The 26,193-nt window shown below is 46.6% G+C and carries 24 protein-coding genes and 1 tRNA gene; 7 read left to right on the forward strand and 18 right to left on the reverse strand.

Features of this window, described 5'->3' with window-relative positions; genetic code table 11:
- Window positions 1-3 precede the first annotated feature (3 nt).
- The 8 genes from AC59JT_RS15605 to AC59JT_RS15640 form a co-directional block, all read right to left on the reverse strand.
- Window positions 4-2,343 carry a DUF7133 domain-containing protein gene (locus AC59JT_RS15605; RefSeq protein WP_497400581.1) on the reverse strand — a complete coding sequence of 780 codons (2,340 nt, stop codon included), beginning with the start codon at window positions 2,341-2,343 and terminating at the stop codon, window positions 4-6.
- A gap of 167 nt (window positions 2,344-2,510) precedes the next feature.
- Window positions 2,511-3,641, reverse strand: coding sequence for a glycerate kinase (locus AC59JT_RS15610; protein WP_497400583.1), 1,131 nt, complete (start codon window positions 3,639-3,641; stop codon window positions 2,511-2,513).
- 3 nt (window positions 3,642-3,644) lie between these two features.
- The gene (locus AC59JT_RS15615; RefSeq protein ID WP_497400585.1) at window positions 3,645-4,604 is read right to left on the reverse strand and encodes a D-2-hydroxyacid dehydrogenase; all 960 of its coding nucleotides are present in this window, start codon (window positions 4,602-4,604) and stop codon (window positions 3,645-3,647) included.
- 6 nt (window positions 4,605-4,610) lie between these two features.
- A complete protein-coding gene (locus tag AC59JT_RS15620) occupies window positions 4,611-6,353 on the reverse strand; it encodes an L-lactate permease (RefSeq protein ID WP_497400587.1) in 1,743 nt (580 codons plus the stop codon).
- A gap of 55 nt (window positions 6,354-6,408) precedes the next feature.
- Window positions 6,409-9,072, reverse strand: coding sequence for a CHAT domain-containing protein (locus AC59JT_RS15625; RefSeq protein WP_497400589.1), 2,664 nt, complete (start codon window positions 9,070-9,072; stop codon window positions 6,409-6,411).
- 418 nt (window positions 9,073-9,490) lie between these two features.
- Window positions 9,491-11,476 carry a PKD domain-containing protein gene (locus AC59JT_RS15630; RefSeq protein ID WP_497400591.1) on the reverse strand — a complete coding sequence of 662 codons (1,986 nt, stop codon included), beginning with the start codon at window positions 11,474-11,476 and terminating at the stop codon, window positions 9,491-9,493.
- 98 nt (window positions 11,477-11,574) lie between these two features.
- On the reverse strand, window positions 11,575-12,573 hold the full coding sequence (locus AC59JT_RS15635; protein ID WP_497400593.1) for a hypothetical protein: 999 nt from the start codon (window positions 12,571-12,573) through the stop codon (window positions 11,575-11,577).
- Window positions 12,574-12,629: 56 nt separating this feature from the next.
- Complete coding sequence (locus AC59JT_RS15640) at window positions 12,630-13,640, reverse strand: hypothetical protein (protein ID WP_497400595.1); 1,011 nt, start codon at window positions 13,638-13,640, stop codon at window positions 12,630-12,632.
- A gap of 178 nt (window positions 13,641-13,818) precedes the next feature.
- On the opposite strand from AC59JT_RS15640, the gene AC59JT_RS15645 reads away from it, so the two are divergent.
- From AC59JT_RS15645 to AC59JT_RS15655, 3 genes are read left to right on the forward strand one after another with little or no spacing between them, the layout of a single operon-like run.
- Window positions 13,819-14,373 carry an RNA polymerase sigma factor gene (locus AC59JT_RS15645; RefSeq protein WP_497400597.1) on the forward strand — a complete coding sequence of 185 codons (555 nt, stop codon included), beginning with the start codon at window positions 13,819-13,821 and terminating at the stop codon, window positions 14,371-14,373.
- A gap of 5 nt (window positions 14,374-14,378) precedes the next feature.
- Window positions 14,379-15,113, forward strand: coding sequence for a hypothetical protein (locus AC59JT_RS15650; RefSeq protein WP_497400599.1), 735 nt, complete (start codon window positions 14,379-14,381; stop codon window positions 15,111-15,113).
- 44 nt (window positions 15,114-15,157) lie between these two features.
- A complete protein-coding gene (locus AC59JT_RS15655; RefSeq protein WP_497400601.1) occupies window positions 15,158-15,457 on the forward strand; it encodes a hypothetical protein in 300 nt (99 codons plus the stop codon).
- Between the two features lie 72 nt (window positions 15,458-15,529).
- Here AC59JT_RS15655 and AC59JT_RS15660 read toward each other — a convergent pair whose 3' ends face one another.
- The 5 genes from AC59JT_RS15660 to AC59JT_RS15680 form a co-directional block, all read right to left on the reverse strand.
- On the reverse strand, window positions 15,530-16,006 hold the full coding sequence (locus AC59JT_RS15660; RefSeq protein ID WP_497400603.1) for a hypothetical protein: 477 nt from the start codon (window positions 16,004-16,006) through the stop codon (window positions 15,530-15,532).
- A 91-nt stretch (window positions 16,007-16,097) separates the two neighbouring features.
- Window positions 16,098-17,630 carry a COG3014 family protein gene (locus tag AC59JT_RS15665; protein ID WP_497400605.1) on the reverse strand — a complete coding sequence of 511 codons (1,533 nt, stop codon included), beginning with the start codon at window positions 17,628-17,630 and terminating at the stop codon, window positions 16,098-16,100.
- 5 nt (window positions 17,631-17,635) lie between these two features.
- Window positions 17,636-18,247 (reverse strand): penicillin-binding protein activator LpoB, encoded by a 612-nt coding sequence (locus tag AC59JT_RS15670; protein ID WP_497400607.1) that lies wholly within the window; start codon window positions 18,245-18,247, stop codon window positions 17,636-17,638.
- A gap of 125 nt (window positions 18,248-18,372) precedes the next feature.
- Window positions 18,373-19,059: a response regulator transcription factor gene (locus AC59JT_RS15675; RefSeq protein ID WP_497400609.1), complete on the reverse strand. Its 687-nt coding sequence runs from the start codon at window positions 19,057-19,059 to the stop codon at window positions 18,373-18,375.
- A 116-nt stretch (window positions 19,060-19,175) separates the two neighbouring features.
- Window positions 19,176-19,652 carry a hypothetical protein gene (locus tag AC59JT_RS15680; RefSeq protein ID WP_497400611.1) on the reverse strand — a complete coding sequence of 159 codons (477 nt, stop codon included), beginning with the start codon at window positions 19,650-19,652 and terminating at the stop codon, window positions 19,176-19,178.
- A 96-nt stretch (window positions 19,653-19,748) separates the two neighbouring features.
- On the opposite strand from AC59JT_RS15680, the gene AC59JT_RS15685 reads away from it, so the two are divergent.
- Window positions 19,749-20,222, forward strand: coding sequence for a DUF1905 domain-containing protein (locus AC59JT_RS15685; RefSeq protein WP_497400613.1), 474 nt, complete (start codon window positions 19,749-19,751; stop codon window positions 20,220-20,222).
- Here the strand turns inward: AC59JT_RS15685 and AC59JT_RS15690 are convergent.
- On the reverse strand, window positions 20,219-22,177 hold the full coding sequence (locus AC59JT_RS15690; protein ID WP_497400615.1) for an ATP-binding protein: 1,959 nt from the start codon (window positions 22,175-22,177) through the stop codon (window positions 20,219-20,221). The two genes, AC59JT_RS15685 and AC59JT_RS15690, sit on opposite strands and share 4 nt — an antisense overlap.
- 120 nt (window positions 22,178-22,297) lie before the next feature.
- A tRNA-Pro gene (locus tag AC59JT_RS15695) sits at window positions 22,298-22,371 on the reverse strand.
- 106 nt (window positions 22,372-22,477) lie between these two features.
- On the opposite strand from AC59JT_RS15695, the gene AC59JT_RS15700 reads away from it, so the two are divergent.
- On the forward strand, window positions 22,478-22,843 hold the full coding sequence (locus tag AC59JT_RS15700; RefSeq protein ID WP_497400617.1) for a hypothetical protein: 366 nt from the start codon (window positions 22,478-22,480) through the stop codon (window positions 22,841-22,843).
- Between the two features lie 64 nt (window positions 22,844-22,907).
- Here the strand turns inward: AC59JT_RS15700 and AC59JT_RS15705 are convergent, their stop codons facing one another.
- Window positions 22,908-23,948, reverse strand: coding sequence for a family 43 glycosylhydrolase (locus AC59JT_RS15705; RefSeq protein ID WP_497400619.1), 1,041 nt, complete (start codon window positions 23,946-23,948; stop codon window positions 22,908-22,910).
- Between the two features lie 116 nt (window positions 23,949-24,064).
- Here AC59JT_RS15705 and AC59JT_RS15710 point away from each other — a divergent pair, with 116 nt between their 5' ends.
- Complete coding sequence (locus AC59JT_RS15710; protein WP_497400621.1) at window positions 24,065-24,412, forward strand: bleomycin resistance protein; 348 nt, start codon at window positions 24,065-24,067, stop codon at window positions 24,410-24,412.
- A 38-nt stretch (window positions 24,413-24,450) separates the two neighbouring features.
- On the opposite strand, the gene AC59JT_RS15715 is transcribed toward AC59JT_RS15710, so the two are convergent.
- On the reverse strand, window positions 24,451-24,897 hold the full coding sequence (locus AC59JT_RS15715) for an SRPBCC domain-containing protein (protein ID WP_497400624.1): 447 nt from the start codon (window positions 24,895-24,897) through the stop codon (window positions 24,451-24,453).
- Window positions 24,851-25,222, reverse strand: coding sequence for an ArsR/SmtB family transcription factor (locus tag AC59JT_RS15720; protein ID WP_497400626.1), 372 nt, complete (start codon window positions 25,220-25,222; stop codon window positions 24,851-24,853). Before AC59JT_RS15720 ends, AC59JT_RS15715 begins: the two co-directional genes overlap by 47 nt.
- 157 nt (window positions 25,223-25,379) lie before the next feature.
- Between AC59JT_RS15720 and AC59JT_RS15725 the strand changes: the two genes are divergently transcribed.
- Window positions 25,380-26,192, forward strand: coding sequence for a 3-keto-disaccharide hydrolase (locus tag AC59JT_RS15725; protein ID WP_497400628.1), 813 nt, complete (start codon window positions 25,380-25,382; stop codon window positions 26,190-26,192).
- The last annotated feature ends 1 nt before the right edge of the window (window position 26,193 follow it).

Consider the following 26,193-nt stretch of genomic DNA (forward strand, 5'->3'; position numbering starts at 1 on the left):
TTATTAGTTAGTTTTCGATTTCTCGTCCAACTCATCCGCAGTGAACGATTTTACGCGGTTTTTAAACCTGTCGCGCACTACAAAAACATCATCAGGGTTTACTTTGCCGGCGCGATTGTTCCATGCCGCGCGGATGTAGCTTGCAATTTGCGAGATCTCGATATCAGTATACTCTTTGTTATCCGCAAAGCCCGGCATCTCGCCCGCAACCTCCGGCGCTTTATACACCTTACCACGTACGGTAACCGGACCGGTCAAACCTTTTAACAATATAGATATGAGTACCTCTTTACTACCATTAACCCACTCTGAGCGGTTAAGCGGCGGGGCCAGGCCAACAACACCGCCACCATCTTCGCCATGGCAGGTTTTACAAACGGTGTTGAATATTACCGCGCCTTTAGGGTAAAGCTTGGCCAGTGCTACCGGGTCGCTTACGCGTTTGGCGTCTTCTTGGGCCTTTATAATCAACTGTAAGCGTTTGTGGATGTTGCGGGATGTATCGGGTACAACTTTGGCCACTTCCTTTTTAAACGCGGTCTCACGGTCTTTTAAGTTGGATATTACTGCATCGGCCACATAAACATCATGCGGGTACTTTTGCACCAGGCTCAGCAATATGCCGTCGGCAGCTTTTTTATCGAATGCTTGCAGGCTCTGCGCCACAAAAGCTACAAACGGCGCAGCTACCGTGTCACTCTTAGCCACAATTTGTTGCAGGGCTGCAGTGTATTGCGCCTGATTGCTTTGGCTAACCACATTAGGAATAACCGTTAAAGCCTGCATGCGCAGCTGCCATTGCGGCGATTGCAGCATGGCCAGTACTTCCTCGGTTTGTATGGCTTTAAAACCTTCCAGCGTCCATAAAGCATGGATAGCCAGGAATGGGTTCGTCGATTGTTTTACCGCAGCATGCAAGGCTGGTAACGCGGCAGCCGGTTTGGTATCAACCAGTATTTGCTGCGCGCGATCACGTACGAAGCCGTTGGTGTTGCCTAACAGCTCCACCAGTTTAATCGGATCTTCCGGGAAGGTAACGCTTACCGGTTTTTTCCTTGCGGGATATATTTTGTAAATGCGGCCGCATGATAGCGGTTGGGTTAGGTTACGTTTGCCTATCTCGCCTTTTAAATACGGTGTCAAATACGTTTTATGCTGTATAATGCCACGGTACATATCAACCACATACATGGCGCCATCCGGTCCGTCATACAAACTCACCGGGCGGAAGCGCTCGTCAACACTGGCTAAAAATTCTTTGCCGTGGTAGGCCTCCTTACCGCGCACCATGTAGCCCTTTTCGGTAATGATATTACGTTTGATGAGATTGGCTGATGGCTCGGCCACAAACGCGTTAAACTCATACTCAGGCCCAAACAATCCACCTCTATAAATCAGCGGGCCGCACGCTGCCGTGAAATTGACCAATCGCAGGCTATCATCTAAAATACCCTTCATATACCCACGGTTAACCCCCGGTGTAGGGCGGATAGGGAACACTTTATTATCAGGCACCGTACGATAATTAAAGCCTGAGATATTGCGCTGGTTGGTGTTGGCATTACCCAAACTTGGCGGGAAAAAATCGCCTTGCAGGTTGGTAGAGTTATCGTTGGCATACATACGGCCGGCATTATCCTGGGTTATACCCCACTGGCCGCGGCCATGTGTTTTTTCAATCAGCCATTTGTCGCCGCTTTTACGGTAACGTTTTTCTGAATTGGCGTTGTAGATCCAGTTATCCAAAGCGCGGTACAGGCCGTTGGGTTGGTGTTCTACGTTACCGCCTTCGGTGTATTTAGCGTCAACCAGTGTTTTGCTTACCGGTTTATCGTTTTCCAGTTTGTAGTACCACAGTTTAGGTGGTTCGGCAATTAATACGCCGCCCTCTATCAGGCAAAGGGCGCGTGGCATTAGTAGCGAGTCGACCACTATTTTCCGGTCGTCCATAACGCCATCGTTGTCCCTATCGGCTATTACCACCAGTTTGCCGGTTGGCTTTTCTTCGCCGTGACCCAGGCTATCGGGCATGTAATTGTCCATCTCAACCACCCACATACGGTCTTTGTTATCAAAGCTCATGGCAACCGGGGTGCTCACAATCGGCTCGGACGCGATAAGTTTAATGGTAAAACCTTCCTCCAGCTTCATTTTGCTGATGGACTGATCCGCCGGCACTACCGGCGAGTTGTTGGGATCGGCCTTCGGCGGATTGTAGGCCACAACAGGTGCCGGCTCGGGCTGAGCGGCGGTAGGTGTGTTAACTTGTTTACGAGTGGTACATTGGTACAGAACACCTGCGGCCAGTACTGCGCCCACTAAATAAAGATACTTTTTGTTCATTGTAATTTTTGACATGGACACAGGGTGCTGCTAATTGGTTATACCATATCAATTCAAATATAGCTAATCGGTTTTTAGCCGTAAGCAGAAAATGCGTAATCGTTTTCGCTGTAAGGGGCTGACTTAATTGGGTAACGAGGTTTTTACGATTTGAGGGTAAAAGCAGGCTAGCGCCCTGCCAACCCATCGCCTAACATCCGCGCCACGTTAACCAGGTTTTTATACGTATTTGCCAGCGCGGTGCTGATATCCACCAGCTCCGGGTTAATATTGATCAGCTTATCAAAGTATTGAGCCAACGCTTCGTTTTTTCCTGTCGGGATATTTCCCGCCACGCCAAATACCGGTAACCCGAGTTGTTTAGCCGCTTTAGCTACAGCCGCGGGCGCTTTGCCTTGCAGCGTTTGCTCGTCAATGCTGCCTTCGCCGGTTATGACCAGGTCGGCGGCTTTTAATGCTTCTGCAAAACCAGTTAGGGCTAAAAAAGAACTTGCGCCGCTTACCAGCTTAGCGTTAATAAAGGCATGTAGGCCCGCTGCCGCCCCGCCTGCTGTGCCACTGTGTTTTATCCCGGCCATGTCAATGCCTGTTTGCTTTTGGGCAATGTTTGCCAGCTTCTGTAAAAATTCATCCAACAATAAAACATCAGCAGGTGTAGCGCCTTTTTGCGGACCAAACACTGCAGCCGCACCTTGATCACCAAGGAGTTGATTGTCTACATCGCATAAAATAATTGTTTCGCAGTTGAAGGTGCGCCTGTCCAATCCCGAAGTATCAACGCTTGCTAAAGAGGCAAGCTCTCCCGGCACCGGTTTTAATTCATTACCGTCATCATCCAAAAACCGCGCACCCAAGGCGCTCAATATCCCCACACTACCATCAACTGTTGCAGAGCCGCCCATGCCGATGATGATTTTGTTGACACCTTTATCCAAAGCGTCAATGATCATTTCACCCGTGCCGGCGCTGTTGGCTTGCATAGGGTTAAGCTCATCACGTTTCAGCAAACGGATACCAGCGGCATTGGCCATTTCTATTACGGCGGTTTTGCCGTTGTCAATCAGGCCGTAAGTGGCTTGTATTATTCTGCCTAAAGCGTCGTGTACGGCAATGCTTATCTCTTCGCCTTTTAGATGCTTGATGATCAGATCGCCCGTTCCATCGCCACCATCGGCTACCGGAAATAGCCGGCATGTGCAGTCCAACTCGCTTTGCGCAAAACCTTCAACGATTGCTTGCGCCGCTGTTTGAGCATCTAAACTGTTCTTAAAAGCATTGGAGGCGATAAGGATATTCATGCGTCAGGCGTTCACCACATTTACCGGCTGTCCGCTTTGAAACGCTTTCAAATTAGCCAACGTAATATCCATCAACCGCTCGCGAGCCTCTTTACTCGCCCAGGCTATGTGCGGGGTGATAATGCAGTTCTTCGCTTTAAACAGCGGATTATCTGCCGACGGTGGCTCTACCGAAAGTACATCTATCCCGGCACCGGCAATAATGCCATTGTTCAGTGCTTCGGCCAGGTCGGCATCATTCACAATCGGGCCACGTGATGTATTTAACAGTATGGCAGAGGGTTTCATTTTAGCCAGATTGGTTTTGTTGATAAGGCCCTGTGTTTCGGGGGTTAGCGGGCAATGAATGCTCACTACATCTGCCTGCGCAAAAAGCTCATCATTTCTCACCCATTTAAAATTGGCGCGATGCGATTGATCAGTATGCCTGCGACCGGCGGCGATGATGTTCATGCCGAAAGCAGTTGCCACATCGCCCACTTTTTGGCCTATACTGCCAAAGCCGATGATACCGATAGTTTTGCCGGCCAGCTCGGTAAGCGGAAAATCCCAGAAACAAAAATCGGCCGAGCGCGACCATTTACCATCCATCACAGCGTCGCTGTGGCGTTGTACATGCAGGTAATGTTCCAGCAACAGCGCAAAGGTTAATTGCACTACCGATGGCGTACTGTAGCCCGGTACATTCGTAACCGTAATCCCCTTTTGCTTACAAACTTCGGTATTGATGATATTGAAGCCGGTGGCGGTTACGCCGATGTATTTTAAGTTGGGTAATTGGTTCAGCGTATTTTCATCCAGCGGCACTTTGTTGGTGAGTATGGCGTCGGCGTCTTTGGCGCGTTCGGGAATTTGGTTGACGGCCGTGCGATCGTGGAAAACCACTTCGCCTGATTGCTGCAGGGCCTGCCATGACAGGTCGCCGGGATTAAGGGTATAGCCGTCAAGAACTACAATTTTCATATCGGTTTAATGTTTGGGGCGCGTTAGTTTGATGAAGCCGATAAACACGGCAATGATCAGCGCCAGTATCAGTAAACAAATATAACCGGGCAAGCCGGCATTTAGTGTGGCCTCGTGCGTAATATTTGTAGAAGGAGCGGGTAACATCCATTTTAAAACATAGGCCTGCAGCAGGCAAATGCCACAGATGATCAGCAGCATAATAAAGCTGTGCTTTACGGTAAACCGAAATAGGGCTGATTCTTTACCAACCAAATTTCCCGCTGCCGCGGCAACGGCTATTGATTGCGGCGAGATCATTTTACCAACCACCCCACCCGAGATATTGGCCGCCACGGTAACCACCGGCGGTACACCGATGGATTCGGCGGTAACGTACTGTAGTTTGGAGAATAGTGCGTTCGACGACGTATCCGACCCGGTGATAAAAACACCCAGCCAACCCAATACCGGCGCAAAGAAAGGGAACAACGCGCCCGTACCCGCCAGCAGCATACCCATGGTAGTGCTCATACCCGAATCATTCACCACGTAGGCGAAGCCGAGTACCGACATCATGGTGATGATAGGATAGCGTAGTTGCTTTAACGTTTTGATAAACTCTTTGAATCCATCCCCAAAACTTAAACCAATAACAGGCATAGCAATAATAGCCGACAGCGTTACTGCCGTACCCGCTGCTGATAAAATATTGAATTTATAAACATGTGCCAGTGGCGCCCCTTTAACATCGGTAATAGTGTTATGCAGGCCCGGAAAGTTAAACTGCGTTTGTCCAACCTCGTTTAAAAAAGCCTTTACTGGCGGCATGCCCCAGGTGATGATAATGATGGTGAGCAGCAAAAATGGCGACCAGGCCGTGAGCACCTGGTTAAGGGTGTAATTATGCGTTTTTACTTGGGCACTACCATGCTCATTGGCGAAGCGCCATATGGTTTTGGGGTTCCAGAACTTTAGGAATACCGTCAGCGATATAATAGAACCCACACCCGCCACAATATCCGGCAACGCCGGGCCTAAAAAGTTAGACGTAAAATATTGCAGCAAAGCGAAGGATAAACCCGAAACCAGGATAGCCGGCAGCACCTCGCCCACTTTTTTCCAACCACACATCAGCACCACCAAATAAAAGGGTATCAACAGCGACAGAAAAGGCAACGTGCGCCCCACCATTTGCGAAATTTCCAGCTCGGGCAAGCCCGATACCTGGGCGGCCACCGTTACCGGGATACCTACCGAACCAAATGCAACCGGAGCGGTATTGGCTATCAGGCATAAGCCCGTGGCGTACAGGGCATCAAACTCCAAACCCACCAACATAGCCGCGGTAATGGCCACCGGCGCACCGAAGCCCGCCGTCCCCTCTAAAAATGCCCCGAAGGAGAACGCGATGAGCATGGCCTGTAAACGGCGATCGGCGGTGATGGTGCCCATGAACTGTTTAATGACCTCAAACTGCCCGCTTTTTACGGTTACATTGAATAGGAATACTGCCGAAATAACGATCCAGCAAATAGGGAACAGTCCGTACAAAGCACCGTTGGCTACCGAGAGCAGGGCCAGTTTGGCCGGCATGCCATACACGGCCAAAGCAATAACAAAAGCGCTTACACAGGCCAGCAGACTAGCCTTATAGCCCTTCATTTTTTTGATGATGAGCGCCCAGAAAATAACCAGCACGGGCCCCAGCGCTACCAGCGCCGAGAGCGTAAGGTTATGTAGGGGATCAATGTTTTGTACCCAGGTCATAACAGCGGAATAATAATTGGTTCACTAATATAAGTATTCCGCGGTATGTAAGTGTCTAAATTTTAGCGGCTTGCTTTTTTAGCCGGCGGCGACGGGCCAAAACCACGGCCAGTGCAATAATTAGCCCGCCGGCGGCACCGAATACCACGTTGTTTTTGTTGGATGATGACAGTTTGATCTGCTCATCGACTCCCATCAGGATGAGGCTGTCCCAGTAGTAGGGTAAATACAACGCATCGGAAGTTTTGGGCGTGTTGAGCCATTCCAGTTTGGCCAGGTGAAGCGCCGCGCCGCTGGTTTGGCCTTTAGCTAAATAGCGGTAAAACCCCGCGGTAATTTGCGAAGCAGCGTCGTCATTTACGTTCCATAAGCCGGCAATAGTGGCCGGGGTGCCAATGGCGCTAAAGCCACGGGCAAGGCTGATAATACCCTCGCTTGGGGCCAGCAAACCATCGCCGGTACGGCAGGCGCTTAGTACTACTAAGGATGGCTTTTGCGGTCGCGCCAGCAATTCAAACAGGTATAGTTTTTCTTTACCCAGGTCTAGCGTAGGTTGGCTGTTAGTTCCCGACAGGTAAGCATGCGTACCGATATGCAAGACAGCCGAACTTTCAAAAGCTTTAAAAAACGAAGCCGGGTTCACCTCATCATCATACACATAATTGCCTTTAATAACTTTATGTATCGCTTCGGCTTCTTTCTTTACCGCTTCAATGGGTTTGCTGTTTTGGTGGGTGATGAAAAGGCCGCTAAAGCCTTTATCTGTTTTACCGGCTTTATTGGCAGTAAGGGTATTGAGCGAAAAAGCATAGCTGATATTCACTTTTTTAAGGAAGAACGGCCATTGCGAAATAGCAGGCTCGTAACGATTATCGCTTATCAAGCCATCGAAAGACAAATAGCCCAACACATCATCTGCCACTATGCAAATACGGTTGCCTTTTGCAGGCGTGATGTTTTGGAACAGGGTTTTGTAGATAGCGTTCGAAGCATAAAAAAAAGTCTTCGGGGCGTTCAACATCGCATCCGGACCATGGCGGTAGTAGGTTTCCATAAAACCGGTAATCAGCCCGCGCAAACTATCCGCGGCAGCGATCTTTACTACCCTTTCTATCTGTTTATTTTTGATGCTAATGAGGTAGGCGTTGTTAGTCCCCACAAAAAACTCCAACACATGCACGCTATCCGGCAAAGCCGATAAAATGCTCCTGACATCGGCCACGGTACCAATGGACTGTTGGCGATGCTTTTTATTTAGCAGGGCCAGGTCGAACTTCAGTGCATCTATTTTCTTTTGGTAAATGGCGCTGTTCTTTTCGGTCATGAGCAGCTTTTCGTTGTACACAATGGCGCGTTCAATTTCCTGCCGCCTATGCGCCTCGGCATCTGTTTTACTTCCGGCTTTATCTTTTTGGCTTTTTTGTAATTCGTCCGCCAGGGTGCGGGCCTTAGTTTGCTCGGCTATCTGGAGGACCACGTTATGATATTGTGCATCGTGTGTTTGATGGAAAAGCTTGAGGGCCTGTTCTATCGTTGCTTCGGCAAGTGCCTTGGCATCCTGTTGCAGGCGTTCCTTGGTTTTGTTATCGGCAAATTCCTTACGGATCTTATCGGTAGCTAATAAAGCAAAGCGCAGGTTTTGCAGGGCGGCTTCGTCGCGACCCATCATTTGGTAGGCTTTGGTTTTTTGCTGAAATATCTCTACCAAACGATTCTCGCCATAAATATGGTTGGTGAGGGTTTGGTTGGCCGTGGTGTTGATGCGAAGTATTTGCAACGCCTGATCGAATAGGGCCAAGGCCTTTTGCGGTTGTTTTCTGGCCAGTTCAATAATTCCTTGCTGAGCGGTTAGGTTGGCCTTTTCGCGCAGTCGCTCACCGGGGTAATATTGGCCAAGCAGCTTAAATGCCTTATTAAAATTGAGTGCGGCCTCGTTTAAACGGATTTGTTTAAGGTTGATCTTTCCTAAGGTGGTATAAGCCCCCATGAGCCAGTAGGCGCTTTGGCTATTAATATTTTTTGCTGTCGCGATGTTTTTTTGGAGGACGGTAGCAGCCTGGGCATATTGTCCCTGCTCGTATAAAATATCGCCCAAAATATTCTGAAGGTGGAAACGCACCATGGCATCTTTCACTAATTTGTTGCCTTTTGCTATGCAGCTTTTGGCTTCAGTGTAATTGCCCGTATCGTAATAAGCAATGGCCATATTGCTGTAGATGGACGCGATCTTATCGGCATCGGCGCTTGTGCTTAATTGCCCGATGGCTTTTTGCTGAATATAAATGGCCCGCTCGTAATCGCCCAGGCGGGTGTAGTTGTTGCTGAGTGGTTTGAGCACGTATTCCACCACATCAAAATCCTTCAGTTGGTGTTTGTAGAAGTAGGTGTAAGCATCCTCATAACAGTTAATGGAGCTTAAAATATTGCCGGCCTGTAATTGGTAATAACCTTGATTACTCAATAGCAATATCCAGGCGGTTTGCTCTTCAGCGGTTTTGGGTTGGCGCCAGGCTTCTTTTTGGGTTGCCATTAAAAACGGCAGGTTGTGCTGCGGATCGGCGGCCGCGTGATCAAGGCGGGTGTAGAGCCATTCCTGCAGGTTATTGGCGGATTTAAGCTGGGTTAGTTGGGCGGTGATATCGGGAGATTGGGCATGGGCTATTTGCAGGCTGAGGGCCAATAGCACAAGCATTACATAAACCATTTTTTTGATCGCCATATATAAATATCAGGCCGCCAAGCCAATTTGCATAGGCAATTTAAACTCTTTGCTTCTTCTTTCGTATCATATGCATCATAATTTCAGAATCACGCCCATGAATTTCAACTACATCCTCCTTTGCCAATTTGAATTTGCAGTAGCCACAAGTGTAAATAGTTTCTTTAGCCCTTAGTACCTTGATAAAATAGTAAACGGATAAAGGCAAACAAGATAGCACTAAGCCAGAACCCATTAATAAGCCGAAAGCAATTACGATGTCAAGATCATTTTCTATGATCATGCCATATATAATCAAACATCCAAGAAGCATTAGCCCTACAGATACGCCTGCTTTTATCAGGTATTTTTGTTTATTGAAAACCGATATAGCGTAGTGCTTACACTTATAACATTGTAGTATCATCGGATATTAAAATCAAAACTTCCACGTAGCATAAGTAGTCATGGTGTTTGCCTTGGTAGACGGATCATAAAAATACCGTAAACCCACCGAAGGACCAACCCGCACCATCCCCAGCACCACATCGGCAAATAGCGAGGCTTTGATGTTGGAAAATGACTTACCTATTTTCTCGTTCAGCGCTTCAAAGGTTAAATTACCCTGCGTGCCATTTAAACCGGAAAGCTCGTACGTGATGTTATTTTGATTGGTATTATTAATATCAAACGACACTAATGCACCCGCGCCCACCCCCACAAAGCTGTTAATATTATAGCGCAACGAAGCCGGTACCACGTTAATGGTAGTCACTTTGTTGGTGATGGTACGCGTACGACTGGTAATTTGATACGATGCTTTGCCTATGGTGGTATCCTTACGGGCGGTAATGGTTTTTGTGTCGGATGTTTCTTTAAAATCACTCAGGTAAACCTCTATCTGCAAAAACTTTTTGTAAGGCGAATAAGGTGCCAGCGAAGCGCCGATACTGATATTCCGCTGGGTTAAATAACCAGATTTATTGGATTGTATGGGGAAACCAAATCCAATAATAGGTGCCGGCGATAGCCCCATTTTAAACTTTCCTGCAGCGCGGTTGGTGTACACCGGTTCATTTTTATCAAACACAATGGCCGCCCCGGTATAGATGGGTAGCTTTTTAGGTTTTTCTTTGAACTTGATATTGTACTCTACAAAGCCCTGGGTCGAGTCGGCATCGTGCACACCTTCCTGGGCAGATCCCGGCAGGTAAATATTGTTGAAGATAAAGTGCACGCTATCCTTGCCTGTAACCGTTTGCAGGTAGCTTTGGTTAGCGTAAGCAGCTGTGCCAATAGGCAATTCTGGTTTAGATTTGATCACTTTGATAGTGGCCGGGTCAAACACCGGCGAGAGGCTAACACCCACATCTATCTTTTTTGCCGGGCCCTTACCATTGTTCTGGAAACGCACTTTATACGATAGCTCTCGGTTTTTACCGGTTAAGCGGTAATTCATCCTGGTTTTACGGATAGACATTTTGTTAGGGTCGTGCGAAGCTACGATCTGCAGTTCTACGGTAAAGATCTCTTTCTCGGCCATCGGGTCATCCGGCATAAAAACTCCCGACAGGCGCACCGTGGCGTTGGTATCCTTCAGCATTTCGGGCGTGGTTTTAAAACGCATAAAAATGTATTTCTCTTCGCCCGCTTTCAGGTTATCAAAATGCCAGGCCTGGCTGCTTTTAAAGTTTTCCATCTGCGCGGCAACCGGGGCATTGGCATCAGCTACCATTTGTTTCAGTTCTTCGGTAGTTACGCCTGCGGCGGATGAGGCGTAGTAAACATTTTGCTGAGGTTTATTTGCGGCAACGGCGTTGGTTATCTTGCCTAGTTCGGTTGGTTTTTCGCCGTTGTAAACTCTTGATTCTGTTAGCTCAAAGTTCTTGTTGCTAAACTCTTTATCGTTATACATTATAGCCACGGTACCACTCATGTTGGGGCGTAAGGCGCCGCCTTTGTTACGGTAACCCATGATCATCATCATATCGTCGCCAGGCTTAGGCATGCAATTGTTTTTAAGGCCTATGCTGCCATCCAGCTTAAAAAATCCCGGAACCGGTGCTGCTGCCAGCATAGGCTTTGGCTTTTTAACAACGCCTTTTATCGGGCGCGTTGGCGGGCGCTGGCCATCATCATAATTATTGGTAGCAAACAGGCGGATATCAAACCTTCCGCTATCGCGATATTGGTGTATTGGGTTTTTTTCAAAGCTAAATGTACCATCGCCAAACTCCCATAAATGGGTATAAAACGGGGCGGGGGCACCGGCTATGCCGCGAAGGGGGCGCAATACAGGGGTAAGTTGTAAGCCGTTGTCGGTGTCGGTTTGTTCAATACCTGCCGGCACGGTATCGGTGGGTAAAACTTGCGCGTGCAGTTGTGTTGCAAAACAGGTAAGGGCTATCAGCAATAACTTTTTCATTTTTAGGCAGGTATAACAGGTTTATAAAAATAGTAATTAAATATAATAAGCGGCCCCAATGTTTTAGGGCCGCTTTATTATAAATTGGTTAGTAAGGCTTAGTAGTTATCCATACTGCTTATGGCGGCTTGTACTGCGGCTTCGCTTGTTTCGCTTAAACTTACAGTTAGCGCCTGGTTAGCGGTAATGGTTGTTTCTTGTTGTGCCAGGTAGTATTTACCATCTTTTATGCAGAACGAGATCAGTTTACCTTCAACACCTATCGGCATCATGTTATCATAGCTTTTTACGCTGTTGGTACCGTTTGGTGTGTAGATCTGTGCGGCTACATTGCTGCCTTTAGCACAGAAGAACACAAAGGTTTCGCCATCAAAAGCGTGGAAGCTGGCCATTGTGCCCGGGTTGTTGTTAACCGTAACGGTGATGGTAGTTTTAGGGTTAGCATAGCTGTAGAAAACGTCGCAGTTTATCCAGCCTGTTGTACCCCAATCAAAGGTGTAAAAGTTATTTACCGGCGCTACTTCTCTACCATTTTGACCGTTGGCAACTTTTGGTGCCTGCCATGCCATCTGAGCTTTTTCAGCCGGGGCAAGGGGTGCGCCCTGTGGGTTAACACCCTCCCATAGTTGGGTAATACCGGCACGTTTGGCAGGGATAGAGATCTGTAAAGGTGCGCTCAATCCGCGGTCGACGCTGGTACCGTTAGCGGTTTTAATATCTACATAAATAAAACCATCTGATGCCAAAGGCGCTCCGCTAATGTGGTTGGTGTTTGAACCGAAGAACAATACATCGCTGCGTTTTAAAACTTCTATAGCTTGTACGGTTACGTTACCGGTTACGGCAACACCGCCAACTTTAAGGCCACCTGCCGGGATGGTAATTTTTGTACCACCTGCCAGGGTGATAGTTTTTGGCAGGCTTGCTACATCAATGGTTGATAGTTGGGCTTTGGGGCCAAAGGCATCTACAAACTGGTGAGCATTGTTGGCTACGTTTAGCACGCCATCATTGTCGCTGTCGCGGTCTTTTTTGCAGGCTACGGTGAATAATAGTATGGCTGCAATGGCTATTGATGATAATTTTAAATTTTTCATGATTTCTATTTTTATAGGTGTTTATAGATTGATTTAATTGTTGTGTGTGTTGATGATTAGTAAGTATCCAGGCTGGTGATAGCTGCTTGCACGGCTGCTTCGCTAACTTCACTTAGGGTTAGGGTTAATGATTGGTTGGCACTGATAGTGATCTCTTGCTGGGCCAGGTAGTATTTACCATCTTTTACCGAGAACGAGATCATTTTACCTTCTACACCAATTGGCATCGTGTTATCATAGCTTTTTACCATGTTGGTACCGGCCGGTGTATACAGTTGTGCTGCCACAGGAGAGTTTTTAGCGCAGAAGAACACATAAGTTTCGCCGCTGAAAGAGTGGTAGCTGGCCATTGCACCCGGGTTGTTGCTTACAGTAACGGTAACGGTAGTTTTTGGGTTGGTGTAAGCGTATAACATATCGCAGTTAACCCAACCTGTGGTACCCCAGTTAAAGCTGTAAAAGCCGTTTACAGGGGCAACTTCCTGCGCGCCGTTAGCACCGCCATTAGGTACATCGCGTTTTGGGGCTTGCCATGCCATTTGGTTAGCGTCGCCGGCTACCAGTGGTACGCCTTGCGCATTTACGCCTTCCCATAATTGGGTAACACCGGCACGTTTTGCAGGAATCTCTATTTTTAAAGGAGCACTCAGGAAGCGGTCGACGCTTTGGCCGGCTGCGGTTTTAATGTCAACATAAATAAAACCGTCAGATGCCAAAGGCGCCCCGCTGATGTGGTTAGTGTTTGAGCCGTAGAATAAAACGTCGCTACGTTTTAAAACTTCAACGGCTTGTACAGTTACGTTACCGGTTACCGCAACACCACCTACTTTAAGGCCGCCTGCCGGGATAGTAATTTTTGTGCCGCCGGCCAGGGTGATTGTTTTTGGAAGCGTTGAAGCATCAATAGTTGATAATTGCGCTTTAGGGCCAAAGGCATCCACAAACTCGTGGGCATTGTTGGCTACATTCAATACGCCGTTGTTAGCGCTTTCTTTGTCTTTTTTACAAGCCACGGTAAATAACATCGCGGCAGCTAATACCAGGGTTGATAATTTTAAAGTTTTCATGGTTTCGTATTTTTAAGTTTTTAATTTTCTGTTTTTGTCTACTCTATTTGGCTTTTCGACACTCGCCATTTTGTTGTTGTTTGTAGCTATATCAGCGGCCATGAAAATTTGTTACCCCCCTTTTTGAAAATTTTTTTAAAAAATTATTTTCGTACCTTACATGTACCTCTATATCACCATGATTAAACCACCACACCCCGACCAACGCTTTATTGAAGGCTTGCTTAACAATAATGCGGCGGTTATTAACGAGATATATAAGCAATGCGCCCGGCAGGTTAGCTCATACATCTGTTTTAATAATGGCAATGCCGATGATGCTTCGGATATTTTCCAGGAGGCGCTGATAGATATTTACCACCAGGCCAAAAACAAGGATCTGCAGTTAACCTGCCCCTTTAATGCTTTCCTTTTTATGGTGTGCAAGCGCAAGTGGTTAAACGAATTGAAAAAAAGATCGCTTTTACCGGTAACAAATAATACCGACGATGTATTACATAGCAGCGAGGATGCTTTTGCACAGGCCGAAGAGCTGGAAGCGCAAAAAGCACAAACCGAAAAATTTTACGCCGCCTTTGAAAAACTGGGCGAGCGCTGTAAAGAAATTATTGAGTGGAGCATGAAAGGCGAGGCACAGGAGAAAGTGGCCGAAGCCCTGGGCGTTACTTATGGTTATTTACGCAAAAAGAAATCGGAGTGCATGGCATCGTTAATTAAACTGGTACAAAATTAAAAGCAATGGCAATGAACAACGACGATATTTTACTGGCATCGCGCTATGTAGATGGCGAAATGGAGGGGGCCGAGCAAGCAGCTTTTGAAGCACAATTGCAAAGCGATACCGAACTAAGCCGATATGTAGCTCAATATAAAGAAGCCGACACTACGCTAAGGGCACGTTTTACCCCCGATGCCGGTCTCAATGAACTGAAACAAACGCTCAACATGCTAAGTGCCGAACACTTTAAGCCGGAAGCTAAAGTGGTGGGCATGAAACCATACGTGCGCTGGCTATCTGGCATTGCGGCAGTTTTGGCCATAGGGTTGATGATCTATATCCCGACCCGCAAAAGCCTTTACGAGCAATATGGCGAAGGCAGCAGCATGAGCATTGCCGAACGTGGTGCAGGCGAACAAACACGCCTGGAAAAAGCGGCTACTTACTATAATCATAAAGAATTTAGCGAAGCCGAAAAGCTATTAGCGCAGGAATACACAGCCAATCCGGCTAACAGCCAGGCAGCTTACTACTATGCGTTAACGCTGATAGAAGACAAGCAGGAAGCCAAAGCCCGCCCAATACTGCAAAAGTTGTACGATGGCGAATCGGTGTTTAAATATGACGCGGCCTGGTACATGGCGCTAAGCTATGTTAAGGTAAAAGATAATGCTAACGCGAAGGTTTGGCTGGATAAGATCCCGGCAGGAACATCCAACCATGCTAAGGCTGTGGAGTTAAAAGCTAAATTGTAATTGCCATGACTGAAAGAAACCAATCACGATTAGCCTTATTTATTATGATAACCGTAATCGCCTGTACCGCGTTATGGATGGATAAACGCGCAAGGCAACAAAGCCCCCGAACAGTGGCAGCCATGAAAGCGGCTACCATATATACCCGCGGACTGATAACCGGCATGTATAACCACAACGGCAATACCATAGTTGTAAAATATAAAGTAGGACCAACGGAATATGAGCAAACCTGCGCCTGGGATATTAACCCCAAGGATCTGCATCAAGGCGATTCGATCATGATAAAATATTACGCCAAAAACCCAAGTGTGATATTTACGGAGTTGGATAGGCGGTTTTGAGGCATTAGTATGCATCAACGTTTCAGCAGGGTCTCTCGTTAGAGGACTTTGCTGAAACAGGAAAGAACACATTTAGTTGCTTCTTTTAGCCCACTTAACGTATTTGTTTTTTTTAAGCTGCATAAAATAGTTAAACAACGGCTGTTGTGGCTTATCAAGTCCACATCCAGTTCTTATAAAAACCCCTTCACTATTAACTAATTTATAATTTACCTGCATCGGATCAAAACCACCACAAGGCCTCTCTTTCGGTAGTAGGTCTATTTGAGCATCTGCTAACAGCTTTTTAAATTCAGAAAAGCCGATGGAAGAAAATCGGGCGCTTTTTGTGCTTAGGTCATTTCCTTTTAGGTCTTTAATCTGCGGCCCATTAAGGTATAATATATTTCCCGCACTATCTACATTAACGCTTAACGTACCGCCAAAGCTGTTGTTAGATGAAATGGTGAACTGTTTAAAATTATGCTCTACATTGTCAATAGCATTTTGGGCACACGCCCCAAATGGAAAAAACAAGATCCATAAATACGCCATCTGGTTAATTTTCATAGTTAAAAATGCTTTTTGCTAAGATACATAACGAAAACAAAAAAGCCCCCTTCAATTTCTCGAAGGAGGCTTCAAACTATAACTGATCTCACTAATTAGTAACGGTGCGGCCCAGGTCAAAGTAGCTCATTACCTGCAGACCGGGTTTGCCGGTTACGTGTATCTGGTCTTCGTCAACACTGCCGTTGGGGCCGTATTTTTTTAGCTGGAAGGTATTATCGCCTTCTTTAAGCGGTATGCGCATGTAGCTTATGGTGCTTGGCAGGGTTTGCCAGTTGCGGGTATCAGCTTGTTCGGTAGCGGCGTTAGTAACATCGGTTGCTAATGACGTTACCTGTGATGCGGTACTGCCCAGGAAATGATTGGCCAGCATACTTAAACCTTTACCTGCTGATTTTTTGGCTACCAGGCGTAGCGCGATATCAACAGCTTCGCGCAGCATGCGGTCTTTTAAACATTGTTTAGCGATAGAGAAATAGTCTTCTGACAACTCAAAGTAATGATCCTTACCATCAACCGTAACTGACGCCTGCTGGTAATAACTTTCGCGCGATAGATATTTAGGTATAGCGATTGAGGTAATACCAATATTTACACCTGTCGGGATAGGTATAACCAGGTCACCTTCCTGGTCGCTAAAAGCACCCAGACCCGGCGCAACGGTAATTTTGGTTTGGCCCTTAACCGGACCAAGGCCATTTTCCCAAAACAATATCAGCTCGCCAATTGGTTTGGCTTCGGCAGGCACCTCTGCCAATACAGGGGTTGCGACAACTTCTTTTTTAGCAGTCGGCTTTTTCATGCTGGCAGGCAGGGTTCTAACACCTTTGCCTTTTACAGGGGCTTTGGTGGCGGCGGTTTTTGGCGCTTCTACGACAGGTTTTACCGGTGGATCAATACCATATTTTTTTTCGTAGGCTTGTGCTTCCTCGGTAAAGTTTAACTGTCGGGCTGTGCGCACCAGGTCTTGCTTTAATTGGGTTGGCATAGGTACGCCATAGTATTGATTATTATTACCGGCATACAATTCCTCGGCATTACGATAAGCGATAAATGCGTTATTGATATCGCCAATGGCTTCGTACAATACCCCTTGTATAATTTGTGAAAAAGCATCGGCCGAGTATTTGTTCTTTTTCTCGCCGTACTTGTCATTCATCTCCAGCAGTTTGATGTTGATGCGCTTGGCTTCTACCAAAGCTTCGTCAGGTTGGCCCAAAGCAAAATAGTTTAAAGCTTTATAGTAATGAATGGCTACTTTTTCAAAATCCTCGCCTTTGTAAGGCTCGGCACTTGCGCTGGTTAGTTTTGAGGCTATGCCCTGGCCAATGCTTGTTTTTATCTTCCCGTCAATCATCAAATCGGCCTGCTCAAACAGCTCGTTACTTTTGGCAAAGTTGCCGGCAAGATATTCTATCTTACCTTTTTCCATCAGGTACAAAAGCTTATTACGGTCGCGCTGCAAAAATTTGTTATTATCAATATTGGCAACGGCCCGCTTAAAGTCGCCCTGGAACAAATTGTCCTCAACAGCGGCTGTTTTTTGCTGGTAGGTGGCGCATGATGAAAGCAATAGCAAGCCACCTACACCAAGCAGGTATAGTTTTTTTAGGGGAAGGTACATGGTGATTATTGTTTTTTGTTACCCAGGTATTTCTTGATCTTTTTGTCGCCGATCCAAACCTTTTCGTTGGTTTCGATATTGGTCAACTCCAGATCTATCTGGTAAAATATGGTTTTCTCTTTGCTGTATTCGTCAACTATCGAGTTGATGGTACCGGTAAGCATAAAATCGGCACCGTGTTCTTTACCAAACTTTTTAATGGTTGGCTGTGCCGCGAAGTTTTGCTGATCAGCGCGCTCGGCTCTTAACTCTTCGCGCATGTTGCCTGATTGTACCAGTTTCATTTTGCCCGAATTAATAATAGCGCGCTCAATGTCTTTCGAAAAAGTTTCGGTAGCAATGTGCTCGTGCGACTTGTTGCCTATCATACCAACAATAATAGTTGGCTGCTTGCCCTTGTTTTGCGACGCGTAAGTGCTATACCAATTGTGGCTCAGCATATCGGCACCAATTTGTTCGCCGGTTAAACGCGAGTCGGTCTCGTTCCAGCGGCCGCTCAGGTCGTGCGTGCTGGTTTCGCTAACGCGTTGCACGTGGGGTGTACCGCAATTGCTCAATAAGAAAACAGCCATAAGGCCCGCTGCGGCAAATTTCAGTTTAATTGTGTTAGATTTCATGGGGTTTTTAATATAGGTTAAAGTTGAATAAATAATACACATGCAAAAATACTTACTTCTCGGTATTTTGTACGTAAAATAACGCTGTGTTACAGGGTGTTTTAACGGTACGGGCTATCTTTTTATTATATCAGGTCAAAAGCCCGTGCATACTGCGAGAGTTCGTAAGACGTGTTAGCCTGCAATTTGTTACGCAAATTACGCCGATGTGTTTCGGCGGTAGTTACCGAAATAAATAATTCCTCCGATATCTCGGCCGAGCTTTTACCTAATGCGGTAAGCCTCAAAACCTCTCTTTCCCGCTTTGTTAAACCCGAAAACCTGTTGAAATTTTTACGCAGAAAGTTATTCTCATCCAGTAAGCGCGAGGCTTTAGCCGTCATATGGTGCATCGCATCAACCGGCACCGATGTGGTAATAACATACAAGGGCTTGCCACTGCTGTCGCGATGAAATATTTTGGTGCTTGACATGTGCCAGTGCCAGCCATCGCTATCCGGGAAACGCACCTGTTGAAAATACGTTATTGACTCTTCGCCATTATTGCGCTCCAGGAAACCTAATATTTTGGGCGCGTAATCATTTACATCTTCATGGTTAAAGTAGCGGGTATAATATTCTTCGGCGGACAGATCGATCACTTCCTGCAGGGTGATCTTGAGCTGACTAAGCCCACGGTCTGACATATGCACCACCCGCCAGTTTTGCAGGTTATGGATAATTACCACACAAGGCAGATCGTCAAACGCGGCTGCCTGTTGCTGTATTTTTTTATTAACAAGGTCGTAGTCGGGATAAGCCAGGGGTTGCATGAATCCAAAATATACATTTTAACTACAATTAAAAAACACTACCTCAAATTCAACAAAAAAAGCCGCCTTAAACTCAATAAGGCGGCCCGGGATTTAGAGTGATGGTTGGTTGTATTTTATAGCTCCTGCACGCTGGCGGTAAGCTTTAAGTCGGGCGATGATGTTGTGCTTTTAAGCGTGATCTCGGGAACGTCAATTTTTACCTTTCCGCCGGTTACGGTAATATTTACGTCTATGGCGGTGCCCAGGTAGGCGTAGGCCGATGTGTGCGTGCCGGCAGATAGCTCAAATTGGTTTCCGGTTAAAGTGCCACCAACGCCACCAACCAGTTTATAAGTACCGCTTGTGGTTGGCGAGTTTTTAAAACTCAGGGCAATTGAGTTTACTTTCAGATCGCTGGTTGGTACCGCGTCCCAAAAGTAGATCAGGGTGTTGCCTGTTGATGTTGCGCTTTTATTGGTTATCGCGGTTTTGTAGGTAATGGTTCCCAATGTCCAGCTGTTGTTGCCTGATGGGGTGGTCGATTCGCTTTTTTTGCAACCGGCAGCAAACAGCATCGCGGCAGCAAATAATAGGGTTAAAGTTTTTTTCATGATGAGTGTTTTTTGATGATGTAAAGCACTCGTTTTTCAGGGCGTTCATCAATAACACAGATGTAGTATATTAGTAACCGTTAGCTAATTACACCTATGAAACATCAATTTAAAGCATCTATTTATAAAACCGGGATCAATTGGTGCGTTGATGTGCCAGAGGCTATTACCCAAACCATGCAACCCGAAAAAGGCTACATACGCATTATGGGAACCATTAATAATTTTGAGTTTGCCCAAACCCTGGTGCCTGTAAAAAACGGACCATACCGACTATTTGTAAACGGCATAATGATGAAGGGCGGCAAAACAGCTCTGGGCCAGGTGGCGGCATTTGCTATAGAGCAGGATAAGCACAAAGTGACGCTAAACTACCCCATGCCGAAGCTAGTAGAAGAAGCCCTGAACCGGGAAAAATTAATGCCTGTGTTTGAGCGGCTTACAGCATCGCGCAAAAAAGACATCCTGCGTTATTTTGGTATGATCAAAACGGAAGAAACTACGCTGCGTAATATTGAAAAACTATTAACGCAATTGCGTGCCGATAGCAATGATGTGCGGATACCTTAAGCCCTGCCTGCCGATAACGTAAACCAAAATGTACTGCCCTCGCCCAGCTCGCTTTCAACCCCTATCTGGCCACCATGCTTGCGAATGATCTCGGCACAAATGTACAGGCCTAAACCAAGGCCAGATTTATTGAAACCCATAGACTGTGCCTGGTAATACCTGTCAAATAAATACGGTATTTTTTCGGCGGAGATACCCGGGCCGCTATCTATAATAGATACTTTGACAAAATCTCCGGCCTGGGCAACGTGCATGCTTATTTCTAACGAATCGGGCGCATAGCGCACTGCGTTGTTAACCAGGTTTATCACCACCTGGTCTATGGCATGCTCATCTGCATATACCTCCAGTTTTTCGTCGCCCGAAACGGTCAGCGTATATTTTCCTTCCACGCGGATATGGCTGCAACAGGCCTTAAGCATATCGGCGACCACAAAGATTGATTTATTAAGTTTCAACTCTATCTCCTTAGTGCGGCCCACATTTAGCAGATCGTCAACCAACGCGCTTACCTTTTGCATACTGCGCACAGCCTGATCTATCAACTTGGGCATACCCGGCGATGTGGGTTCATTTTTCATTCGTTCCAGCAATTGCAGCGAGGCTTTAAGGCTGGTTATCGGGGTTTTTAATTCATGGCTGGCAATACTTATAAAATCGTCCTTTTGCTGTTCAAGGCGTTTAAAGTCGGTAATGTCTAATACGGTACCTAATATGCGCACCGGCTCTCCATGCTTGTTAAAAAACACTTTACCTTGCGCCCTTATCCAGCGTATATTATGATCAGGATGAATTATCCGGGCTTCATATGCAAGCCTGCTGGTTTTAAGGGCCTCGGCATGCGCAGCTTCGCGCGCAGGCATATCATCCGGATGTATAACACTGGTTAACTCGCTCCATGATCCTGCCTTTTTGATACCGAATATGGCGTTATATCGGTCGGATGTTTGAACTTGTTTGGTCACGTAATTCAGATCATACGTACCGATCTCTGCCGACTCGACAGCCAGCCTTATCCGCTCTTCAACTTCCTCAATACTACGGCGGGCCAATACTTTGTCTGATACGTCAATGGCCAGCACCATAATAGCGGTTACGCCATCCTCGCCAAACATGGGTTCGTACACAAAATCAAGAAATGTAGTTTCGGGTACTCCTTGTCGCAACAGTACCACTTCGTGCTCTTTAGCAATGAAAGGCAGGCCGGTATTGATCACTTCGTTCATAATGGGCGCGTAGGCGTCAGCAGCTTCGGCAATGGCTTCCCAGATGGTGCGGTTTTGCAGTTCTTCGCGCTTGCGGCCAACCAGGTCAAGGTAAGCGTCGTTAACTTCGGATATATACAGATCGCGGCTGTTGATGATACATAAGCCGATAGGCGCCTGTTTTACCATGCTTCTAAAACGCCGGTCGCTTTCGGATAACTCCTCGTACAGTCTAAACAATTGCTGGCGCGATTCGGTGAGTTCTTCGTTAGAAGCATTCATTTCTTCGTTGGCCGCCTGCAATTCTTCATTGGCTGCGCTTAGTTCGTCATTTAATGTTTGTTCTCGCCTACGGCTTAACACCCTGTCCGAAACATCACGCGCGGTATGGAGTATACAATAGGTTTTACCTTCGGCATCTTTAATGGCCCGGTACTCGTAATCAAAATAAAAGGTTTGCAGTTTGCCGTTAACCACCAGGTCGGCGGGGGTTTCTGTGCCGCTAACGGTTATGCCCTCGTTCCATACCTTTTTAAACAGGCCGATAAATGGCTGGCCTTTAAGCTCAGGCAACGCCTCTTCAAGGGTTTTTCCGATCACGCCAGGTCCCTTATCCCAAAACGCCAACATCGGCTCATTGGCATATTGGATAATGGCATCTTCAGAATAGTGTATAGCCGTTGCGTCCTTCGTGAAAGACAACACCTCCAATAATTGCTCCATACTAAGCGGATGGCCTTCGTTCTTCATAGATGCTGATGTTAAACAAATATAATCAGCTTTCGCTAACAAAAAAGCTGCCATAGATGCATTACAACTGAGGGCTATATTGCAACAAGCCCCGCCGTTGCGGCGAGGCTTGTTTATACGTCGGGATGGCGGGATTCGAACCCACGACCTCCAGCACCCCATGCTGGCGCGATACCGGGCTACGCTACATCCCGGGCTATCCGGTTTTGCCAAATATAATTAGTTGTAAATAATATAGCAACGGCGCCGGGCAATCTTCGTTAACTTGTAATTATGCTAATAAGGTTTTAGCTTTAGCCCATGAAGAAAGCTCTATACGCAGCCATCCTTATAGGTGCACTTGCCTCATGCGGCGGCAACAATACGCAACAATCAAACCCTGTAAGCCTTGGAACGGCGGTTACCGATGAGCCAAAAAGTGACACGGTTTTAGTTGATAGCGCTAAAGCCGTGATAGACGAGGCTAACAAATGGGTGGAAAAAGGCATGCGCAATAGCTCCCCGGTAGAGAAAGTTAATAATGAACTCCGACCGATCATGGCACATTACCGTCAAATCCTTACCCGGATGACGCCGGCCGATACATTGATCGTTCACCAATACCGCATTGATGGTATTAATAAGCTGATCAACCTGCAGATAGAATTGGATTCGAAGAAGAAGTAACCTGACATTTTTAAATGGAAAACCCTGTTGAAGCAATGTTTAACAGGGTTTTCTATTTTGATTTTTATTGCTTTACCGTCGGCCAGTCATCCACCCAGGTAATTTTATCGATCCCCAGTTTTTCGTAACTATCGTTGTACATGTGGTAGGCAATGTAATCAACGCCATCAAATGTATGTGCCGAGTTATGGCCCCGGGCGTATATTTTACGGTTAGTGCCGGTGTCGCCGCCACGTACCAGGGTACCGCCGTTTTTAGCCATGTCCTTACCGTCTTTATCCAGGTACGGGCCGGTAATTTTTTCTGATCGGCCTACACGGATGTTATATGTGCTGTTAGGCCCGGAGCAGCACCTGTCCCATGAAACAAAGAGGTAATAGTATTTATCTTTTTTGAAAATGAAGGGAGCTTCAATCGCTCCGTCGCCGGGCTCTTCGTCCTTATATTTAAAATCGCGCGGACGGGCAGCTATGGTGTGCCATTCCTGCGGCTCAACCGGGGTTTTAAAATCGTTTTGCAGTTTTACCAGTTTAAGGCCGTTCCAGTGCGAGCCGAAGCTAAGCCATGGTGTTCCGTTATCGTCAACCGCCAGGTTAGGGTCAATGGTGTTCCAGTCATCGCGGCCCGTTACTGATTGTACTACCATGCCCTGGTCAACCCATTTATAATCTTTTGATTTTGGGTCGAGGGTTTTATTAGTGGCCATGCCCACTACAGAGGTGTTTTTACCGAAGATAGATGTAGCGTAATACAAATACCAGGTGCCGTTATGGTAACTCAGATCGGGCGCCCAAAAGCCCAGGCCCCTAAAGCTTGGCAGTTTCTGGGCCACCCATGACGGCGCCACGCTAAATACAGAGGGCTGCTTGGTCCAGGTCTTCATATCTTTTGACGACCATACCTGTATGCCACCGCCTGTAAAGTAAACATAATAGGTGTCGCCCTCTTTGGCCATGCAAGGGTCGCGCACGCCGGGGTCAGTGGTAATATCGCCCACCTGGAAACGGCCACGGGCGCGTTGTTGCTCGGGCGTCGCGTTTGTTTGTTGTGCGCTTGCCTGCAGGCCAAATGCCAGTAGCAGCGCTATAATTAAATTACGTTTCATGGTATAATCGGTTTATTGGTCTATAAATGATAACGCAATATAAAAGCAATTAACAGATTGATAATGCGCTGATATTAAAATTATTGGTAATATTTGCTTTACAAAACCAGCTGCATATGCTTACCTCCATCAACCCCAAACTACCTATGCGCAATAAAGCCATAACGCGTAGTTTTTATATCGATCAATTAGGTTTTACCCAATTTGGAGGCGATTATGATGATTACCTAATGGTAGAAAAGGATAACATACAGATCCACTTCTTCCAGTTTAATGAGTTGGATCCGAAAGAAAATTATGGGCAGGTGTATATTCGCACGGATGATATTGACGCCTTCTATCAAGCAGCAAAAAACGCGCGCGTTAAGTGTTCGCCACCCGAGCATAAGTATTGGCGCCAGATGGAGTTTTCGATACTGGATCCGGATAATAATTTGCTGACGGTTGGACAGGCGATAGTTTAAACCAAAAGCCCCTGAGATATCCCAAGGGCTTTTGAACTTTAGTTAGGTAATTTCGAAAGATACTCACCCAGTTTCTCCAGGTTTTCTTCTAGTCCTTTATCTGCCTTAACTGCTTTTATTATAGCGGCCTTCTCTTCGGCGCTATCAAACTGCATGGTCCAGTCGATGGTGGTTTCTTCGCCTTTGTCGATAAAAAGTATAGTGGTTACAAAGTGCGGATGAAAGTGCTCGTAAACTATCTTTTGTAAGGGGATCACCTCTCTAAACACATTAGTTCCCGTATAATCTGTTCCGTCCGGGCCATGCATGGTGAGCTTCCATTCGCCACCATCGCTAAAGTCCATGCTATGTATGGTATTGGTAAATCCTTTTGGTCCCCACCACTGGGCTATATGTTCAGGGGTCGACCACATTTCCCACACCAATTCTACCGGCGCGTTAAACGTTCTTATTATCCGCATCTCGCGGGTTTGTGTTGCTTCCATAGTTTCGTTCTTTTTTTATTTTTTCTATATAGTTATCTAAATTATCAAAGCGAGCATCCCATATACCGCGTAGTTCGGCCATCCATATATCCACCTCCTGCATTTTATCCATATGTAGCTGGTAATATATTTCGCGCCCTTGTGGCTTGGCTTCTACCAGGCCGCATTCAGTGAGTATCTGTATGTGTTTGGATACGGTTGATCGCGCGGCGTCAAAACGTTCGGCAATTTGGCCGGCCGTAATGGTTTGCGAAGCCAGTACTATTAAAATAGACCTGCGGGTTGGGTCGGCAAGGGCCTGGAATATATCTCTTCTGAGCAACATCGTGTCGTTATTTGACGACAAATATATCTGTCGCTATTTAACGACGCAAATTTATTTTCATTTTCTTCCATAAAATTTGCACCATCATCTTGTTCATCCTCACGCGCTTGCTATCTCCAAACGCATTCCCTACATTTAGGCAACCAATTATATATTCATGAACCTATCTCCAATTACCAAAACGCCTTATGTTTTACTTTTAGCCGGCGGCCTGTTTTTGGGCTGTAGCACAAGCAAGGACCAAAAAGCCGACAAAGGCTGGAAATCCCTGTTCAACGGTAAAGACACTAAAAACTGGACCGTCAAGATCAACCACTATGAAACAGGCGACAATTTTGGTAATACCTTCCGGGTAGAGGACGGCATCATCAAAATACGATACGACAAATACGGAAAGTTTAACGATCGCTTTGGCCACCTGTATTACAACACGCCTTTTTCCTATTTCCATTTAAGGTTTGAGTATCGCTTTGTAGGGAAACAACAAGAAGGCGCGCCAAGCTATACCTTACTTAACAGCGGCGTAATGTTCCACTCGCAGGACCCGCGTACCATGCTTAAAAACCAAGATTGGCCTATATCCATAGAAATGCAGTTATTGGGAGGGCTGGGCGACGGCCGTTCGCGCCCAACAGGCAACATGTGTTCGCCGGGTACCGATGTGGTTTATAAGGGCCGCGTATCACCCGATCATTGCATCAACTCCACCTCAAAAACTTATGATGGCGACCAATGGGTAAAAGGCGAACTCATTGTAATGGGCAGCAAGATCATCAAACACATTATTAACGGCGATACCGTGCTGCAATATTCGAGGCCAACCATTGGCGGCGGCATTGTAACCGGGCACGACCCCAAATTTAAAATAGACGGTAAAGTATTAAGCAGCGGCTACATAGCGCTGCAAAGTGAGGGCCAGCCGGTTGATTTCAGGAATATTGAGATCAAAGTGCTGCCGGGCAAAGAATAGT

It is taken from the genome of Mucilaginibacter sp. A3364 (assembly GCF_059690715.1).

Excerpts from the sequence above, each read along its gene's own strand:
- AC59JT_RS15605 (WP_497400581.1), bottom strand. The coding sequence starts at position 2,343 with ATGAACAAAAAGTATCTTTATTTAGTGGGCGCAGTACTGGCCGCAGGT.
- AC59JT_RS15610 (WP_497400583.1), bottom strand. The coding sequence starts at position 3,641 with ATGAATATCCTTATCGCCTCCAATGCTTTTAAGAACAGTTTAGATGCT.
- AC59JT_RS15615 (WP_497400585.1), bottom strand. The coding sequence starts at position 4,604 with ATGAAAATTGTAGTTCTTGACGGCTATACCCTTAATCCCGGCGACCTG.
- AC59JT_RS15620 (WP_497400587.1), bottom strand. The coding sequence starts at position 6,353 with ATGACCTGGGTACAAAACATTGATCCCCTACATAACCTTACGCTCTCG.
- AC59JT_RS15625 (WP_497400589.1), bottom strand. The coding sequence starts at position 9,072 with ATGGCGATCAAAAAAATGGTTTATGTAATGCTTGTGCTATTGGCCCTC.
- AC59JT_RS15630 (WP_497400591.1), bottom strand. The coding sequence starts at position 11,476 with ATGAAAAAGTTATTGCTGATAGCCCTTACCTGTTTTGCAACACAACTG.
- AC59JT_RS15635 (WP_497400593.1), bottom strand. The coding sequence starts at position 12,573 with ATGAAAAATTTAAAATTATCATCAATAGCCATTGCAGCCATACTATTA.
- AC59JT_RS15640 (WP_497400595.1), bottom strand. The coding sequence starts at position 13,640 with ATGAAAACTTTAAAATTATCAACCCTGGTATTAGCTGCCGCGATGTTA.
- AC59JT_RS15645 (WP_497400597.1), top strand. The coding sequence starts at position 13,819 with ATGATTAAACCACCACACCCCGACCAACGCTTTATTGAAGGCTTGCTT.
- AC59JT_RS15650 (WP_497400599.1), top strand. The coding sequence starts at position 14,379 with ATGGCAATGAACAACGACGATATTTTACTGGCATCGCGCTATGTAGAT.
- AC59JT_RS15655 (WP_497400601.1), top strand. The coding sequence starts at position 15,158 with ATGATAACCGTAATCGCCTGTACCGCGTTATGGATGGATAAACGCGCA.
- AC59JT_RS15660 (WP_497400603.1), bottom strand. The coding sequence starts at position 16,006 with ATGAAAATTAACCAGATGGCGTATTTATGGATCTTGTTTTTTCCATTT.
- AC59JT_RS15665 (WP_497400605.1), bottom strand. The coding sequence starts at position 17,630 with ATGTACCTTCCCCTAAAAAAACTATACCTGCTTGGTGTAGGTGGCTTG.
- AC59JT_RS15670 (WP_497400607.1), bottom strand. The coding sequence starts at position 18,247 with ATGAAATCTAACACAATTAAACTGAAATTTGCCGCAGCGGGCCTTATG.
- AC59JT_RS15675 (WP_497400609.1), bottom strand. The coding sequence starts at position 19,059 with ATGCAACCCCTGGCTTATCCCGACTACGACCTTGTTAATAAAAAAATA.
- AC59JT_RS15680 (WP_497400611.1), bottom strand. The coding sequence starts at position 19,652 with ATGAAAAAAACTTTAACCCTATTATTTGCTGCCGCGATGCTGTTTGCT.
- AC59JT_RS15685 (WP_497400613.1), top strand. The coding sequence starts at position 19,749 with ATGAAACATCAATTTAAAGCATCTATTTATAAAACCGGGATCAATTGG.
- AC59JT_RS15690 (WP_497400615.1), bottom strand. The coding sequence starts at position 22,177 with ATGAAGAACGAAGGCCATCCGCTTAGTATGGAGCAATTATTGGAGGTG.
- AC59JT_RS15700 (WP_497400617.1), top strand. The coding sequence starts at position 22,478 with ATGAAGAAAGCTCTATACGCAGCCATCCTTATAGGTGCACTTGCCTCA.
- AC59JT_RS15705 (WP_497400619.1), bottom strand. The coding sequence starts at position 23,948 with ATGAAACGTAATTTAATTATAGCGCTGCTACTGGCATTTGGCCTGCAG.
- AC59JT_RS15710 (WP_497400621.1), top strand. The coding sequence starts at position 24,065 with ATGCTTACCTCCATCAACCCCAAACTACCTATGCGCAATAAAGCCATA.
- AC59JT_RS15715 (WP_497400624.1), bottom strand. The coding sequence starts at position 24,897 with ATGGAAGCAACACAAACCCGCGAGATGCGGATAATAAGAACGTTTAAC.
- AC59JT_RS15720 (WP_497400626.1), bottom strand. The coding sequence starts at position 25,222 with ATGTTGCTCAGAAGAGATATATTCCAGGCCCTTGCCGACCCAACCCGC.
- AC59JT_RS15725 (WP_497400628.1), top strand. The coding sequence starts at position 25,380 with ATGAACCTATCTCCAATTACCAAAACGCCTTATGTTTTACTTTTAGCC.